15 protein-coding genes are annotated in these 15,772 nt (G+C 71.8%); 6 read left to right on the top strand and 9 right to left on the bottom strand.

Annotated features, from left to right (window positions below):
• The first annotated feature begins 53 nt into the window (after positions 1-53).
• Complete coding sequence (locus IPT68_RS21850) at positions 54-545, top strand: hypothetical protein (RefSeq protein ID WP_189700523.1); 492 nt, start codon at positions 54-56, stop codon at positions 543-545.
• Positions 546-630: 85 nt separating this feature from the next.
• On the opposite strand, the gene IPT68_RS21845 is transcribed toward IPT68_RS21850, so the two are convergent.
• From IPT68_RS21845 to IPT68_RS21830, 4 genes are all read right to left on the bottom strand, one after another.
• Positions 631-1,755 carry a GuaB3 family IMP dehydrogenase-related protein gene (locus tag IPT68_RS21845; protein WP_189700524.1) on the bottom strand — a complete coding sequence of 375 codons (1,125 nt, stop codon included), beginning with the start codon at positions 1,753-1,755 and terminating at the stop codon, positions 631-633.
• A gap of 116 nt (positions 1,756-1,871) precedes the next feature.
• A complete protein-coding gene (gene guaB, locus IPT68_RS21840; RefSeq protein WP_189700525.1) occupies positions 1,872-3,374 on the bottom strand; it encodes an IMP dehydrogenase in 1,503 nt (500 codons plus the stop codon).
• Positions 3,375-3,520: 146 nt separating this feature from the next.
• A complete protein-coding gene (locus tag IPT68_RS21835) occupies positions 3,521-4,108 on the bottom strand; it encodes a sigma-70 family RNA polymerase sigma factor (RefSeq protein ID WP_189700526.1) in 588 nt (195 codons plus the stop codon).
• 683 nt (positions 4,109-4,791) lie between these two features.
• Positions 4,792-5,403, bottom strand: a complete 612-nt coding sequence (locus IPT68_RS21830) for a response regulator transcription factor (protein WP_003948568.1) — start codon at positions 5,401-5,403, stop codon at positions 4,792-4,794.
• Positions 5,404-5,784: 381 nt separating this feature from the next.
• On the opposite strand from IPT68_RS21830, the gene IPT68_RS21825 reads away from it, so the two are divergent.
• Positions 5,785-6,114 (top strand): WhiB family transcriptional regulator, encoded by a 330-nt coding sequence (locus IPT68_RS21825; protein ID WP_189700527.1) that lies wholly within the window; start codon positions 5,785-5,787, stop codon positions 6,112-6,114.
• A 202-nt stretch (positions 6,115-6,316) separates the two neighbouring features.
• On the opposite strand, the gene IPT68_RS21820 is transcribed toward IPT68_RS21825, so the two are convergent.
• The gene (locus IPT68_RS21820) at positions 6,317-7,213 is read right to left on the bottom strand and encodes a LysR family transcriptional regulator (protein ID WP_189700528.1); all 897 of its coding nucleotides are present in this window, start codon (positions 7,211-7,213) and stop codon (positions 6,317-6,319) included.
• A gap of 79 nt (positions 7,214-7,292) precedes the next feature.
• Here IPT68_RS21820 and IPT68_RS21815 point away from each other — a divergent pair, with 79 nt between their 5' ends.
• The 3 genes from IPT68_RS21815 to IPT68_RS21805 all read left to right on the top strand — a co-directional run bounded on the left by IPT68_RS21815 (position 7,293) and on the right by IPT68_RS21805 (position 10,395).
• Entirely contained in the window at positions 7,293-7,961 is a 669-nt protein-coding gene (locus IPT68_RS21815) for an MOSC domain-containing protein (RefSeq protein ID WP_189700529.1), read from the top strand.
• Positions 7,962-8,043: 82 nt separating this feature from the next.
• The gene (locus IPT68_RS21810; RefSeq protein WP_189700530.1) at positions 8,044-8,817 is read left to right on the top strand and encodes an SDR family NAD(P)-dependent oxidoreductase; all 774 of its coding nucleotides are present in this window, start codon (positions 8,044-8,046) and stop codon (positions 8,815-8,817) included.
• A gap of 870 nt (positions 8,818-9,687) precedes the next feature.
• Positions 9,688-10,395: an ester cyclase gene (locus IPT68_RS21805; RefSeq protein WP_189700531.1), complete on the top strand. Its 708-nt coding sequence runs from the start codon at positions 9,688-9,690 to the stop codon at positions 10,393-10,395.
• An 82-nt stretch (positions 10,396-10,477) separates the two neighbouring features.
• Here IPT68_RS21805 and groL read toward each other — a convergent pair whose 3' ends face one another.
• From groL to IPT68_RS21785, 4 genes are all read right to left on the bottom strand, one after another.
• Positions 10,478-12,109, bottom strand: coding sequence for a chaperonin GroEL (gene groL, locus IPT68_RS21800; protein WP_189700532.1), 1,632 nt, complete (start codon positions 12,107-12,109; stop codon positions 10,478-10,480).
• A gap of 119 nt (positions 12,110-12,228) precedes the next feature.
• Positions 12,229-12,537 (bottom strand): co-chaperone GroES, encoded by a 309-nt coding sequence (groES, locus tag IPT68_RS21795; RefSeq protein ID WP_009190181.1) that lies wholly within the window; start codon positions 12,535-12,537, stop codon positions 12,229-12,231.
• Between the two features lie 260 nt (positions 12,538-12,797).
• A complete protein-coding gene (locus IPT68_RS21790; protein ID WP_228039800.1) occupies positions 12,798-13,598 on the bottom strand; it encodes a polysaccharide deacetylase family protein in 801 nt (266 codons plus the stop codon).
• Complete coding sequence (locus IPT68_RS21785; protein ID WP_189700533.1) at positions 13,595-14,515, bottom strand: polysaccharide deacetylase family protein; 921 nt, start codon at positions 14,513-14,515, stop codon at positions 13,595-13,597. The genes IPT68_RS21790 and IPT68_RS21785 overlap by 4 nt, the downstream gene beginning before the upstream one ends.
• 90 nt (positions 14,516-14,605) lie before the next feature.
• Between IPT68_RS21785 and IPT68_RS21780 the strand changes: the two genes are divergently transcribed.
• A complete protein-coding gene (locus IPT68_RS21780) occupies positions 14,606-15,769 on the top strand; it encodes a THUMP-like domain-containing protein (protein WP_228039799.1) in 1,164 nt (387 codons plus the stop codon).
• Positions 15,770-15,772: the final 3 nt, after the last annotated feature.

The raw sequence follows: 15,772 nt of genomic DNA, 5'->3' as shown, positions 1-15,772 counted from the left end.
ACACCCGTGCGCGGAGGCCGCTCCTTCGTCAGTCCCGTGGGGGGATTCCTGTCATGACCCAGTCAGTACCGCCGCCGCCGGCCGACGGCAACCCGTTCGCGCAGCAGCCGGTTCCCGTCCCGCCGGCGCCGCCCGCGCCCGCGCGAGGCAACCTCGCCCTCGGCGTGGTGACCGCCGTCGTCGTGGCCCTGGTCACCGCCGGTGTCTACGGCGCCGTCGTCGGCGCCACCGAGTACGAGATCGGCTACGCGGCGATCGGCGTCGGCTTCCTCGTCGGTTTCGCGGCCGGCAAGGTCGGCGGGGCCAACCCGGTGCTGCCGGTGCTGAGCGCCCTGCTCTCCCTGGGCGCCGTCTACCTCGGGCAGCTCATCGGCGGCGCGATCCTCGCCGCCGACCTGCTCGGCGTCTCCGCGACCACCATGTTCACCGAGAACCTGGACCTGCTGACGGAGGCCTGGCAGGAGTCCGCCGACGCGATGACGTTCCTGTTCCTCGCCATCGGCGCGATCACCGCGTTCTCCGGCGCCAAGAAGGCCGCGGCGTAGGCAGGGACGCCGTCCGGCGCCCTACGGCACGCCGAAGGGCCCGTCCACGCAGCGTGGACGGGCCCTTTCGCGTCGCGTCGCGGGACTACCGGCGGTGCTGCGAGTCCGCCACCGTCACCTCGACCCGCTGGAACTCCTTCAGCTCGCTGTAGCCGGTCGTGGCCATGGCACGGCGCAGGGCCCCGAACATGTTCATCGAGCCGTCCGGCGTGTGGGACGGGCCGGTGAGGATCTCCTCGAGGGTGCCGACCGTGCCGAGGTCGACCTTCTTGCCGCGCGGCAGCTCCTCGTTGACGGCCTCCATGCCCCAGTGGTGGCCCTTGCCCGGGCCGTCCGTCGCGCGCGCGAGCGGGGAGCCCATCATCACCGCGTCGGCGCCGCAGGCGATCGCCTTGGGCAGGTCACCGGACCAGCCGACCCCGCCGTCCGCGATCACGTGCACGTACCGGCCGCCGGACTCGTCCATGTAGTCCCGGCGCGCCGCCGCCACGTCGGCGACCGCCGTGGCCATCGGCACCTGGATGCCGAGCACGTTGCGCGTGGTGTGCGCGGCGCCGCCGCCGAAGCCGACCAGGACACCGGCCGCGCCCGTGCGCATCAGGTGCAGGGCGGCCGTGTAGGTGGCGCAGCCGCCGACGATCACCGGGACGTCGAGCTCGTAGATGAACTGCTTCAGGTTCAGCGGCTCGTGCGAGGACGACACGTGCTCCGCGGAGACCGTCGTACCGCGGATGACGAAGATGTCCACGCCCGCGTCCACCACGGCCTTGGAGAACTGCGCCGTGCGCTGCGGGGAGAGCGCGGCCGCGGTGACCACGCCGGAGTCGCGCACCTCCTTGATGCGCTGCCCGATCAGCGCCTCCTTGATCGGCGCGGCGTAGATCTCCTGGAGGCGGCGGGTCGCGGCCTCGACCGGCAGGCCGACGATCTCGTCGAGCAGCGGCTGCGGGTCCTCGTACCGCGTCCACAGGCCTTCGAGGTTCAGCACGCCCAGGCCGCCGAGCTCGCCGATGCGGATGGCCGTGGCCGGCGAGACGACCGAGTCCATGGGGGCGGCCAGGAACGGCAGCTCGAAGCGGTAGGCGTCGATCTGCCAGGCGATCGAGACCTCCTTCGGGTCCCGCGTACGGCGGCTGGGCACGACGGCGATGTCGTCGAAGGCGTACGCCCGGCGGCCGCGCTTGCCGCGCCCGATCTCGATCTCAGTCACGTGTGTGGCCTTTCCCTGATGCGTTTCAGCGCCTTCCAGTATCCCCGACCCGTACGACAGGGGCGGCCCCGGAACCCCGGGACCGCCCCTGATCGGCCCTCACGCGCGCGTGTGCGTCACTTGCGGCTGTAGTTCGGCGCCTCGACGGTCATCTGGATGTCGTGCGGGTGGCTCTCCTTCAGGCCCGCCGACGTGATCCGGACGAACCGGCCCTTGGACTCCATCTCCTCGATGGTCGCCGCGCCCACGTACCCCATGGTCTGGCGCAGACCGCCGACGAGCTGGTGCAGCACGTTGGCCAGCGGGCCGCGGTAGGGCACCTGGCCCTCGACACCCTCGGGCACGAGCTTGTCGTCGGAGCCGACGTCGGCCTGGAAGTAGCGGTCCTTGGAGTACGACTTGGCCTGGCCGCGGGACTGCATCGCACCGAGCGAACCCATGCCGCGGTAGGACTTGAACTGCTTGCCGTTGATGAACTGCAGCTCGCCCGGCGACTCCTCGCAGCCCGCGAGGAGGCTGCCCAGCATCACGGTGTCGGCGCCGGCCGCGAGGGCCTTGCCGATGTCGCCGGAGTACTGCAGGCCGCCGTCGCCGATCAGCGGGATACCGGCCGGGCGGGCCGCGAGGGAGGCCTCGTAGATGGCGGTGACCTGCGGGACACCGATGCCGGCGACCACGCGGGTGGTGCAGATCGAGCCGGGGCCCACGCCCACCTTGATGCCGTCGACGCCGGCGTCGATCAGCGCCTGGGCGCCGTCACGCGTGGCGACGTTGCCGCCGATCACGTCGACGTGGACGCTCGACTTGATCTTCGACATCCAGCTCAGGGCGTTGCTGTTGTGGCCGTGCGAGGTGTCGACGACCAGGAAGTCCACACCGGCCTCGGCCAGCGCCTGGGCCCGCTCCAGTGCCTCGGGACTGGCGCCCACGGCCGCGCCGACGATCAGCCGGCCCTCGGCGTCCTTGGCGGCCCGGGGGTACTGCTCGGCCTTGACGAAGTCCTTGACCGTGATGAGGCCCTTGAGGATGCCCGCGTCGTCCACCAGCGGGAGCTTCTCGATCTTGTGGCGGCGCAGCAGCTCCATGGCGTCGACGCCGGAGATGCCGACCTTGCCGGTGACCAGCGGCATCGGCGTCATGACCTCGCGCACCCGGCGGGAGCGGTCGGTCTCGAAGGCCATGTCGCGGTTGGTCACGATGCCGAGCAGCTTCTTGTTGCCGTCGGTGACCGGGACACCGCTGATGCGGAACTTGGCGCACAGGGCGTCGGCCTCGGCCAGCGTCGCCTCGGGGTGCACCGTGATCGGGTCGGTGACCATCCCGGACTCGGACCGCTTGACCAGGTCGACCTGGTTGGCCTGGTCCTCGACGGACAGGTTGCGGTGCAGGACGCCGACGCCGCCCTGGCGGGCCATCGCGATCGCCATGCGCGACTCGGTGACCTTGTCCATCGCCGCCGAGAGCAGCGGGATGTTCACGCGGACGTTGCGGGAGATGCGGGACGAAGTGTCGACCGCGTTGGGGAGCACTTCCGATGCACCCGGCAGCAGCAGCACGTCGTCGTAGGTCAGCCCGAGGGTCGCGAACTTTGCGGGCACTCCGTCGACGTTGGCAGTCATGACACCTTCCCCAAATGGCCTTGCTCGGTGCGGATCTCCATGCTAACGGGAAGCGCGGGTCGTACATTCCACGGTTGTGGGCGGTGGCAAGCTTCGTATGTTCGTACGGAACGCCCGGCGCGCCCGTTCATCCGGCGGGCCCGGCCCTACTGTTCGGCCAGCGCCCGCAGCCTGCTCAGCGCACGGTGCTGAGCCACCCGTACCGCTCCTGGTGACATTCCCAACATCTGACCGGTCTCCTCCGCCGTGAGGCCCACCGCGATGCGCAGCAGGAGCAGCTCGCGCTGGTTCTCGGGCAGGTTGGCCAGCAGTTTCTTGGCCCACTCGGCGTCACTGCTGAGCAGCGCCCGCTCCTCGGGGCCGAGCGAGTCGTCCGGCCGCTCGGGCATCTCGTCGGACGGGACCGCCGTCGAGCCGGGGTGCCGCATGGCCGCCCGCTGCAGATCGGCGACCTTGTGCGCGGCGATGGCGAAGACGAAGGCCTCGAAGGGGCGCCCGGTGTCCCTGTAGCGCGGCAGCGCGAGCAGGACGGCGACGCAGACCTCCTGGGCCAGGTCCTCCACGAAGTGGCGCGCGTCCCCCGGAAGGCGGGACAGCCGGGTGCGGCAGTAGCGCAGCGCCAGTGGGTGTACGTGGGCGAGCAGATCGTGCGTGGCCTGCTCGTCCCCGTCGACCGCGCGGTGGACGAGCGCACCGATCGCCCCGTGGGGGGTGGCCGTCTCGTCGTCACGCATCGGTCCATGGTGCCCTGCGGCCGGATGCTCCGCGGCACTGCCTCCGTTGTTGTGCACCGAAGCGTTATGAGCAGGTGCGCCGGAAGTCATCCCCTGCGCCCTCCCCTTCCGCTCGACCGACTCGTCCCCGAGGAACTCCACACCTCAAGGATGCGGCATCCGCGCCGAAACGAGCAGCGCCGGTCGGCCGGCCCGCACCACCGCTCCCGCCGAGAGCGCGGTACGCGCCCCCGTCCGGGACCCCGGTGCGACCCCTGTGACCACGCACGACGGCATTCCACGGGGCACGCTCGCACACACGCCCGGAATTGGGCCCCCGAGCCCCGGAGACTCCGGTACGTGAAGCCCGCGCACGTGCCGGCGGGCCCGAGCGCCCGGCTGGGAATCCGCATGCCGCCGTTCCACGTCCGACGCCGGCATCAAGCCCGGCGCCTCGGCGCTGCCCCGTCGGCGTCCGCACGCCGGCGGCGCGGCGGTCACGCCCCGTCGGCCGCCGTACGCGCCCGGCATGGAAGCCCTGGGCCTGCGGTTTCCGTGCCCGTCCGGCGCGGACCGCACCGTTCGCGGGTCCGGCCGAGGCCCGGCAGGGAGGTACCCCCATCGTGTCGCCTCCTCCCCCACCCGAGCGGGGGCTCGTCGCCGCCCCCGCTCACCGGGACACGCGGCGGCACCACGCGGCAGCGTCAGCGCACCAGGCCCCAGCGGAAGCCGAGCGCCACCGCGTGCGCCCGGTCCGAGGCGCCGAGCTTCTTGAACAGGCGGCGGGCGTGGGTCTTGACCGTGTCCTCGGAGAGGAACAGCTCGCGGCCGATCTCGGCGTTGGAACGGCCGTGGCTCATGCCTTCGAGCACCTGGATCTCACGCGCGGTGAGGGTCGGCGCGGCTCCCATCTCGGCGGAGCGCAGCCGGCGCGGGGCGAGCCGCCAGGTCGGGTCGGCGAGCGCCTGCGTGACCGTGGCACGCAGCTCCGCGCGGGAGGCGTCCTTGTGCAGGTACCCCCGGGCCCCGGCGGCGACCGCGAGGGCCACGCCGTCCAGGTCCTCCGCGACGGTGAGCATGATGATGCGCGCACCGGGGTCGGCGGACAGCAGCCGCCGCACCGTCTCGACGCCGCCCAGTCCGGGCATGCGTACGTCCATCAGGATGAGGTCCGAGCGGTCGGCACCCCAGCGGCGGAGGACTTCCTCGCCGTTGGCCGCCGTCGTCACACGCTCGACGCCGGGCACGGTCGCGACCGCGCGGCGGAGCGCCTCTCGGGCAAGCGGGGAGTCGTCGCAGACGAGGACGGAAGTCATGGCCGCCCTCCGCAGCTGATGCGCGTCACCTTGAGCCTCCAGGCTGGTACGAAATCGTCACCTGTGCGGTCGACCGACTCGGACGCCTGCCCGAGCGCTTGTGTTTTCAACCGCCTCCGCACTCTCAACGACGGTCACTCGAAAGAGTTACGGGGCTGTGTGCCGTCTTCGGCACTCTACGTGAGGGCGCGAACACGTCGCGGACATGCGGGGCGGACCCACAAGCTTTCATCACAACCCGTGCCCCATTTAGACCCATTTCTTCCCATCTGTTGGTGTCTGAGGCTAGATTCGCAATGAGTCATATTTTCATCTCCTTAGATCGTAGATGTACGGTCGTGGGCACCGTATCCGCTCAGAACGGCTGCAAGGGGTCACGCAATGGCAGATTTCTCCCGCCTTCCCGGACCGAACGCGGACCTGTGGGACTGGCAGCTCCTGGCTGCCTGTCGCGGCGTGGACAGCTCGCTCTTCTTCCATCCGGAGGGCGAGCGCGGGGCGGCTCGGAGTGCTCGCGAGAACTCGGCCAAAGAGGTCTGCATGAGGTGCCCGGTCCGCGCGCAGTGCGCGGCACACGCGCTGGCGGTGCGTGAACCGTACGGCGTGTGGGGCGGGTTGACCGAGGACGAGCGCGAGGAACTCATGGGACGGGCGCGCCACCGGCTGGTGCCGGCGTCGGCGTCCGGCGCAAACTCCGCCTCCAACAGCTGAAGGAACGTTTCTCCAGTGGAGCGCGCGCAGGCGTGCCCCTGCCTTTGACGACGGGCGCCTCCCACCGGCCGACGGCCGCCGGGCGTACCACCGCCGACGACTAAGGGTGCGCCGGCGCGCAGCCGGCCGTACGCACCCCGCATCGGGAACTGTCAGCGCCGAGGACCGAGGAGCGTGCCCCGCCGAGGACCACGCGGCGTGACTACCGGGCCGCCGCCCGCGCCAGCTGATCCAGCGTCGCGCGCACCGCCGGCACCTGCGCCAGGTCGGGCAGCGTCAGCGCGACGATCTCCCGCCGCACCGACGGCTCCAGCGTCACCGCCCGCGCCCCCCGTGGCCGTACCGACTCGATCGCCAGCTGCGGCAGCACCGCCACCCCGAGGCCCGCGCCCACCAGGCCGACCACCGCCGGATAGTCGTCGGTGGCGAAGTCGATGCGCGGCGTGAAACCGGCCCCCGCGCAAACCTCGATCAACTGGCCGCGACAGCGCGGGCAGCCCGCGATCCACGGCTCGTCGGCGAGTTCGCCGATGGCGACGGACCCGGACCGCGCGAGCGGGTGCCGTTCGGGCACCAGCCCCACGAGGCGGTCGGTCAGCAGCGGCCGGACGACGAGGTCGTCCCACTCCTCCGCGCCGGGCGCGCCCTCGTAGCGGAAGGCGAGCGCGACGTCGCAGTCGCCGGCCCGCAGCTTGTCGACGGACTCGGGCGGCTCGGCCTCCTCCAGCGAGACCCGCGTGCCGGGGTGCGCGGCGCGCAGGGCGGCGAGGGCGGTCGGGACGAGGGTGGAGCTGCCGCTGGGGAAGGACACCAGCCGGACCCGCCCGGCACGCAGCCCGGCGATCGCGGCGACCTCCTCCTCGGCCGCGGTGAGGCCGGCGAGGATGCCCGAGGCGTGCCGGACGAGCGCCTCGCCGGCCTGCGTCAGCCGCATCTCGCGGCCCGTGCGCACCAGCAGGGGCGTCCCCACGGACGTCTCCAGCGCCTTCATCTGCTGGCTGACGGCGGGCTGGGTGCAGCCGAGCTCGCGTCCCGCGGCGGAGAAGGAGCCGGTGGTGGCGACGGCGCGCAGAACGCGCAGATGACGGGCCTCGATCACGCTCCGAGCATAAGCGCATCTTGGGTACGGCGCCGAATAATGCGTCGACACTTTGGTTTTTGTCGCTTACCGTGCCGCCATGAGGCTTCTCTCTGTGAATCTCGGCCGGGCGAAGGCCGTTCCGTACACGGACCACCCCGACGGCGTGACCGGGATCGACAAGCGCCCGGTCGACGAGCCCGTACGGGTCGCGGCGCCCGGTCCCAAGGGCGTCGGGGCGAGCGGGCTGGCCGGGGACGCGGTGTGCAGCACACGGCACCACGGCGGAGACGACCAGGCCGTGTACGCGATGGCGCGCGAGGACCTCGACGCGTGGGAGCGCGAGCTGGGGCGCCCGCTGGCCAACGGCTCCTTCGGCGAGAACCTCACGACGTCGGGCCTCGACGTCTCCGGCGCGCTGATCGGCGAGCGCTGGCGGGTCGGACGCGAGGTGCTGCTGGAGATCACCTCTCCCCGGATCCCCTGCCGCACCTTCCAGGGCCATCTGGGTGAACCGAAGTGGGTCAAGCGCTTCACGGAACGGGCCAGGCCCGGGGCGTACCTGCGCGTGCTGGAGCCCGGGCTGATCCGTGCGGGGGACCCGGTCGAGATCGTGCACCGGCCGGACCACGAGGTGACCGTCGCGCTCACCTTCCTCGCGGGGACGACCCAGCGCGCGCTGCTGCCCCGGCTGCTGGAGGCGGGCGCGGCCCTGCACCCGGAATTGCTGGGGAGGGCGCGCACGTACACGGCGCCGCAGCAGGCCTGACCGCAGGTCACGCGGGCATCACCCGCGAAAGCTTCACGATCGGCCGCCGTCGGCGTACCGCCCGGGTCACTACCCTTGGCCCATGACAACGGCTCTGATTACGGGATCGACGGCGGGAATCGGCGCCGCGTTCGCGCGGCGGCTGGCGGCGGACGGGCACGACCTCGTCCTGGTGGCCCGCGACACCAAGCGCCTCCGCGAGCAGGCGACCGAACTGCACGACCGGCACGGCATCGAGGCGGAGGTCCTCACGGCGGACCTGGCGACGGACTCCGGCATCGAAGCGGTCGCCGCCCGCCTCGCCGACCGCAAGAACCCCGTCGACCTCCTGATCAACAACGCCGGCTTCGGCAACAAGGGCCGCTATCTCGACGTGTCCATGGCCGACGAGCTGAAGATGCTCAAGGTGCACTGCGAGGCGGTGCTCCGGCTGACGTCGGCGGCGACCGAGGCGATGCGGGAGCGGGGACGCGGGGGCGTCGTGAACGTCGCCTCGGTCGCGGCCTTCCTCCCGCGCGGCACGTACGGCGCGTCCAAGGCCTGGGTCGTCCAGTTCACCCAGGGGGCGGCCCGCGACCTGGCGGGCAGCGGGGTCCGGCTGATGGCCCTGTGCCCCGGCTTCGTCCGCACCGAGTTCCACCAGCGCGCCGGCATGGGCACGGACAACATCCCGGGCTGGATGTGGCTCGACGCGGACAAGCTGGTGGCGGCGGCGCTGTCGGATCTGGCGCGGGGGAAGACCCTGTCCATTCCGGACCCGCGGTACAAGGCCATCATGGGCGTGGTGAAGGTGGCGCCGCGGGGTTTGCTGGGCGGGGTGGCCTCACGCGCGGGACGCACATACGGGCCTCAGTAGGGCTCGTCGCGGTGGGGCGCGTCCTGGCGGGGCCCGTTGTGGGAGGGGTCGTCGGTGACAGGGCCCGTCGTGACAGGGCCCGTCGTGACAGGGCACGTCGTGACAGCGCCCGTCGTGACAGGGCCCGCCGGTGGCACAGCCCGTCGGTGGCACCGCCCGTCGGCCTCGTCGGCCCGGCACCGAGGCGGGCCCGGCCTGGAAGTTCGCCCGGCATGGAAGCCGACACGGCGTCGAGCCGGCATGCCGCAGAAGTCTGCACGCCGCAAAGTCCGGCACACCGGTAGAAGGGCACACCGGTAGAAGGGCACACCGCAGAAGCCGATCCGGCTCAGAAGCCCACCCGGCGTCGAGGCCGGTGCGGCGCGCCCTGCGCTCGTGCCCCGGTGGTGATCAGGGCCCGCACCGGGACGGCGTCCGCCTCCGTACCGCCCTGTCCCGGTCGGCCGTCACGTCGCCGGGCAGGATCTCCCCCGCCGGATCGGCCGGCGGTGTGCGGGACGATGGGTGTCCTGCCCGCTCGGGCTCTCGCTCGCCATCAGGCGTACGCCGAACCGGACTCGGCCGGTGCGGATGTCGGCCGGCTGGGCCGACTGCCCTCTGCGCACGACCAGTTGCGAGCCCGCCCCGCGGCGCGCCCCCCTTCCGGTGACGGCCGGCCCGACGTGCCCGTCCCCCACGACCGAGCCGTCGCCCGATGACCGCGTGGCAGCGGGCGCGTTGCCGTCCCGGGTCCCGGCCGTCGCCGGCCGCCTTCGACCGCGCGCGTCCCACCGGCGCACGGCGTCATGGGGCCCCGGCGACCCCAGGCGCCGGGCGGCCCCGGTGGGACAATGGACGCGTTGACCGGGACGGGGACGGGAGGCGGCGGCAATGACATTCGTGCAGGTCATCGACTGCAAGACCAGCCGGTTCCAGGAGCTGGATCGGCTGATGGACGCATGGGTCCAGCAGACCAAGGGGAAGCGGACGGCGACGCACAGTGTGATCGCGAAGGACCGCGCCGACGCGTCGCACTTCATCGAGATCGTGGAGTTCCCGTCGTACGAGGAGGCGATGCGCAACTCCACGCTTCCGGAGACCGATCGGATCTTCCAGGAGATGGTCGCGCTCTGCGACGAGACACCGACGTTCACGGACCTGGACGTGGTCCGGGACCAGCAGATGTTCAGCGCCACGGTGCGGCGGTTCTTCGAGCTGATCGGGACTCCCGGGGAGCTGCCGCCGCTCGACGAGGTGATGCAGGAGCACTACCACGACCACAACCCGGCGAACGTCGACGACGCGATCGGGATGGATCACATCCGGCGCGACATGCGGGTCTGGCGGGACGGCTTCGACTTCGAGTTCAGCATCGAGGACCTGATCGCCGCGGGCGACCGGGTGTGCGCGCGGTGGTTCTGGCGGGGCACGCACAAGGGCGAGTTCCTGGGAATCGCGCCCACGGGCAAGGAGGTCACCATGTCGGGGACGACCGTCTTCCGCTGCGGCGGGGACGGGAAGCTCGTCGAGGGATGGTGGGAGTACGACCGGATGGGGCTGATGGAACAGCTGGGCGTCTTCGAGGAGCTGGAGCGCTAGAGCCGCTCGTTCGGGTCGGCGCGGAAAACGGGCGAGGCCCGGCACCCCTCGGGGTGCCGGGCCTCGCCATGGCCGCTGGGCGTCAATGCGCGTGGCCGTGACCGTGGCCGTGACCGGCGGCGGCCTCCGGCTCCTCTTCCTTCTTCTCGACGACCAGGGTCTCGGTCGTCAGCAGCAGGGAGGCGATGGAGGCGGCGTTCTCCAGGGCGGAGCGGGTGACCTTGACCGGGTCGATGACGCCGGACTTGATCAGGTCGCCGTACTCACCGGTGGCGGCGTTGTAGCCGCTGCCCTTCTCCAGCTCGGCGACCTTGGAGACGATGACGTAGCCCTCGAGGCCGGCGTTCTCGGCGATCCAGCGCAGCGGCTCGACGGCGGCCTTGCGGACCACGGAGACACCGGTGGCCTCGTCGCCGGTCTTGTCGAGGTTGCCCTCGAGGACCTTGACGGCGTGGACGAGCGCGGAGCCCCCACCGGAGACGATGCCCTCCTCGACCGCGGCGCGGGTCGCGGAGATGGCGTCCTCCAGACGGTGCTTCTTCTCCTTCAGCTCCACCTCGGTGGCGGCGCCGACCTTGATCACGCACACGCCGCCGGCCAGCTTCGCGAGGCGCTCCTGGAGCTTCTCGCGGTCCCAGTCGGAGTCGGTGTTCTCGATCTCGGCCTTGATCTGCGCCACGCGGCCCTGCACGTCCGCGGACTTGCCGGCACCGTCGACGATGGTGGTGTCGTCCTTGGCGACGGTGACGCGGCGGGCGGAGCCGAGCACGTCCAGACCGACCTGGTCGAGCTTGAGGCCGACCTCCTCGGAGATGACCGTGGCGCCGGTGAGGACCGCCATGTCCTGGAGCATCGCCTTGCGGCGGTCGCCGAAGCCGGGGGCCTTCACCGCGGTGGCGTTGAAGGTGCCGCGGATCTTGTTCACGACGAGGGTGGAGAGGGCCTCGCCCTCGACGTCCTCGGCGATGATCAGCAGCGGCTTGGAGGAGTTGGCCTGGATGATCTTCTCCAGCAGCGGCAGGAGGTCCGCGATGGCGGAGATCTTGCCCTGGTGGATGAGGATGTACGGCTCGTCGAGGACGGCCTCCATGCGCTCCTGGTCCGTCACGAAGTACGGCGACAGGTAGCCCTTGTCGAAGGCCATGCCCTCGGTGAAGTCCAGCTCCAGACCGAAGGTGTTGGACTCCTCGACGGTGATGACACCGTCCTTGCCGACCTTGTCCATCGCCTCGGCGATGAGCTCGCCGACCTGCTGGTCCTGGGCGGACAGCGCGGCGACGGCGGCGATGTCGGACTTCTCGTCGATCGGCCGGGCCGAGGCGAGCAGGTCCTCGGAGACCGCGGCGACGGCGGCGTCGATGCCCTTCTTCAGGGCGGCCGGGGAAGCGCCGGCGGCGACGTTCTTCAGGCCCTCGCGGACCAGCGCCTGGGCCAGCACGGTCGCGGTGGTCGTACCGTCACCCGCGATGTCGTTGGTCTTGGTCGCCACCTCCTTGACCAGCTGGGCGCCGAGGTTCTCGTACGGGTCCTCGACCTCGACCTCGCGGGCGATGGTGACGCCGTCGTTGGTGATGGTGGGGGCGCCGAACTTCTTGTCGATGACGACGTTGCGGCCCTTGGGGCCGATCGTCACCTTGACCGTGTCGGCGAGCTTGTTGACGCCGCGCTCGAGGGCGCGACGGGCGTCCTCGTCGAACTTCAGGATCTTCGCCATGGCAGCGGGAGCCCTCTCGGAAAGTCTGCGGTAAAGAGACTGCGCCCCGGGCGCCCGGCTTCGTTATCGGTCGCGGGGGCCAGGGGCGCAGCTCGAAAAAGCGGTGTGCTGGGGGTGAACTACTTCTCGATGATCGCGAGCACGTCGCGAGCCGAGAGGACGAGGTACTCCTCGTTGTTGTACTTCACCTCGGTGCCGCCGTACTTGCTGTACAGAACGACGTCGCCGACCTTGACGTCGAGCGGAAGGCGGTTGCCGTCCTCGAAGCGGCCCGGGCCCACGGCCAGGACGACGCCCTCCTGGGGCTTCTCCTTGGCGGTGTCCGGAATGACCAGGCCAGAGGCCGTGGTCTGCTCGGCGTCCAGCGGCTGGACCACGATGCGGTCCTCGAGCGGCTTGATGGCAACCTTGGAGCTGGCGGTCGTCACGATCCGACCTCCCCCTTCGGAGATCTCACGGGGTTAACTGTCTGAGGTGGCGACCAGGTGGATCCGTCGTCGCGGGTGCCGGACCTGCCCGTCGCGTGTTTGGCACTCTCCAGTGGGGAGTGCCAGAGCCGAGACTATGACCGCGATTAGCACTCGGTCAAGCGGAGTGCCAATTGCCCGCGGCGCGTCGGCGTCCGGAGCCGTCTTCTGACGCCGTCCGGGCAGGGCACGTGCCGGACGGGCCGGATGTGCGCCGCCCCTCAGAGATAGTCCTCCAGGCGCCCCACCGTCAGGCCCGCCTCCTGTACGCGCCTCAGCAGCCGGGTGGTGCGTTCGCGGAGCATCGGGCTCGGGGTCTCCGTGGAGGGGACCGAGACGATGTCGCCCGGGCGGAGGCGGGCGGGGCCTTTCGTGAAGGTGAGGTCGTCGGCGTGCATCGTGGCCCGCCAGAGCACGATCGCCGCGATGCCGCAGTCCCCGGCCGCCCGGCGGGTCGTCGTGTCGTACGTGCCGTAGGGCGGGCGGAACAGGTGCGGGCGGACGCCGAACCGGGCGCGGAGCTTGTCCTGCTGCCCGCAGATCTCGGCGCGCTGGCCGGTGTACGGCAGCCCGCGCAGGGCCGCGTGGTCGAGGGTGTGGTTCTGCACGCTCGCGCCGACCGAGCGCAGGCGCGCGAAGTGGCCGTACCCGGGCCCGGCGACGCTGTCGGTGAGGAACATGCTGACCGGGAGCCGCAGCTCCCGGACCATGTCGACGAACCGCGGGTCCTTCTCGGCGCCGTCGTCGTAGGTGAGGAAGACCACATCGTGGGGCGTCGGGACGTGGTCCAGGACCGGTGGGAGCCCGTCCGCCGGGCGTGACACGTGGCGCCTGGGCGAGGGGGCCGCAGGCAGCGGCGAGGGCAGGCCCCACCGGCGGTGGGGCGGGAGGTGCGAGGCGGCCGAGCCGGGTGGCGCCCCCGCCTCGGCGCCGGACCGCTCGGTCGGGACGTCGGGCAGGGCGCAGCCGGAGAGCAGGGCCAGGAGCACCGCGGCCCGAGCCACCCGCACACGCCGAGTCACAGGTAGTCCTCCAGGCGGGCCACCGCGTACCCCTTGGCCGTGACCTTGTCGAGGAAGACGCGGATCATGTCGGGCATCCGGCCGTCCCAGTCGTCCTCGCCCCGGAAGTGGCTGAGGACGATGTCGCCGGGGTGGATGTCGCGGTCCCACTCCCGGTAGTCCCAGCGGTCGACGAAGACCTCCTCGTTCCACAGCGGCACGTACTCGATGCCGCAGTCCCGGGCGGCGCGCAGCGTGTCGGAGTTGTAGTTGCCGTAGGGCGGGCGGAACAGCAGCGGGCGTTTGCCGTAGCGCCTTTCGACGACGTCCTGCATGCCGCAGATCTCGTGCTTCTGCTCGGTGTAGGACAGGTCGGGCAGGTACGGGTGGTTGAGCGTGTGGTTGTTCAGACCCACTCCCCCGGCCTGCATCCGGCGGAAGTAGCCGTAGTTCTCGCTCACCAGGTAGTCGCTGAGGAACGCGGTGTACGGGATGCGCAGGTCGGTCATCATCCGCAGGAACGCCGGGTCCTTCTCCGCGCCGTCGTCGATCGTCAGGAAGACGACCTTCTGGCGGGTGGGGACGGTGGTGAAGACCGGCGGGAGGCCCTGCTCCTCGTGTCGGTCCACCTCGAAGCCGGCCCGGGTGGTGATCGCCGGCTTCTTCGCGGGCGGGGGCGGCGGCCTGAGCGGGGTCCTCTGCAGCCCCCAGCGTTTCGCGGCGGCGACCAGGGCGGCATGGTCGGCGCGGAGTTTGGCGGCGTAGCCGTCCAGCGCGCGGGCCGGGGGCGCCTTGAGGGGCGGGGGCGCTTCGTCGTCGGCCCGCGCGCAGCCCGAGGCGAGGGCGGCGGCGGTCAGGACGGCAACCGAGGCCCTGACGGTCGTACCCCTCCGGCGCCACCAAGACCTATTTTTGTCATTTTGTACTACTGCTCGCATGGGGCCGGATCCTCCCAGGCCCCGTCCCCGAACCCCCGCCGACACCGCCGCCGGAAGCACACCGTCCACCGACTGGCCGACAATGACCCGGTGAACGACCTCGCCCCTCTCCTCACCCCCGAAGGCCGGGCCCTCCTCGACGAGGTGCGCGGCACGGACCCCGCGCAGGAACTCGCCGTCGCCACCCGGCTGCGCCGCGACCACCCGGCCGAGCTGGTGTCGGCGGCGCTCGGCCAGGCGCGGCTGCGGCAACGGGCGGTGGCCAAGTTCGGGGCGGCGGACGCGGAACGGATGTACTTCACCCCCAACGGCGTCGAGCAGTCGACGCGGGCGAGCGTGGCCGCGTACCGCGCCCGGCGGTTCGGCGAGCTGGGCGTGACGTCCGTGGCGGACCTGTGCTGCGGCATCGGCGGGGACGCGATCGCCCTCGCCCGCGCAGGGATCCGCGTCCTCGCCGTGGACCGCGACCCGCTGACGGCGGCCGCCGCGCGGGCGAACGCCGAGGCCCTGGGGCTGGACGGGCTGATCGAGGTGCGCGAGGCGGACGTCACGGAGGTGGACGTGTCGGCGTACGACGCGGTTTTCGTGGACCCGGCGCGCCGGGGCGGCCGGGGCCGCATCTTCGACCCGGAGGCCTACTCGCCGCCGCTCTCCTGGGCCGTACGGGTGGCCGAGACCGCCCCGCACGCCGCCCTCAAGGTCGCCCCCGGCATCCCGCACGAGGCCGTGCCGGGCGCCGCCGAGGCGGAGTGGATCTCGGACGGCGGGGACGTGAAGGAGGCGGTGCTGTGGTTCGGCACCGAGCCCGGCCTGGTGCGCGCCACCCTCCTGCCCGGCCCGCGCACCCTCCGCTCCCGCGGCCTGCCGAATCCCGCCGTGCGTCCCGTCGGCCGCTTCCTGTACGAGCCGGACGGGGCCGTCATCCGCGCCCACCTGGTCGCCGAGGTGGCCGCAGAGGTGGGCGGCGGGCTGATCGACGAGACGATCGCGTACGTCACGGCCGACGAACTGCGCCCGACGCCGTACGCCACCGCCTACGAGATCACGGATCGGCTCCCCTTCAACGTCAAGAGGCTGAAGGCCCTGTTGCGGGAGCGGGAGGTGGGAATCCTGACCGTGAAGAAGCGGGGGTCGGCGGTGGAGCCGGAGGAGCTGCGCAGGAAGGTGAAGCCGCAGGGGCCGCACTCCGCGACGGTGTTCCTGACGCGGGTGGCGGGCGCGCCGACGATGCTGATCGGCCACCCGTCGGGCTGACGG

This window comes from Streptomyces chromofuscus, assembly GCF_015160875.1.
GTDB lineage: Bacteria > Actinomycetota > Actinomycetes > Streptomycetales > Streptomycetaceae > Streptomyces > Streptomyces chromofuscus.
Note: the sequence above shows the minus strand (reverse complement) of the source record. Positions and strands in the feature narration are given on the sequence as shown.

Bases quoted from the DNA above. Each gene is read 5' to 3' on its own strand.
- IPT68_RS21850 (WP_189700523.1), top strand. From the start codon at position 54: ATGACCCAGTCAGTACCGCCGCCGCCGGCCGACGGCAACCCGTTCGCG.
- guaB (WP_189700525.1), bottom strand. From the start codon at position 3,374: ATGACTGCCAACGTCGACGGAGTGCCCGCAAAGTTCGCGACCCTCGGG.
- IPT68_RS21835 (WP_189700526.1), bottom strand. From the start codon at position 4,108: ATGCGTGACGACGAGACGGCCACCCCCCACGGGGCGATCGGTGCGCTC.
- IPT68_RS21830 (WP_003948568.1), bottom strand. From the start codon at position 5,403: ATGACTTCCGTCCTCGTCTGCGACGACTCCCCGCTTGCCCGAGAGGCG.
- IPT68_RS21825 (WP_189700527.1), top strand. From the start codon at position 5,785: ATGGCAGATTTCTCCCGCCTTCCCGGACCGAACGCGGACCTGTGGGAC.
- IPT68_RS21815 (WP_189700529.1), top strand. From the start codon at position 7,293: ATGAGGCTTCTCTCTGTGAATCTCGGCCGGGCGAAGGCCGTTCCGTAC.
- IPT68_RS21810 (WP_189700530.1), top strand. From the start codon at position 8,044: ATGACAACGGCTCTGATTACGGGATCGACGGCGGGAATCGGCGCCGCG.
- IPT68_RS21805 (WP_189700531.1), top strand. From the start codon at position 9,688: ATGACATTCGTGCAGGTCATCGACTGCAAGACCAGCCGGTTCCAGGAG.
- groL (WP_189700532.1), bottom strand. From the start codon at position 12,109: ATGGCGAAGATCCTGAAGTTCGACGAGGACGCCCGTCGCGCCCTCGAG.
- IPT68_RS21785 (WP_189700533.1), bottom strand. From the start codon at position 14,515: ATGCGAGCAGTAGTACAAAATGACAAAAATAGGTCTTGGTGGCGCCGG.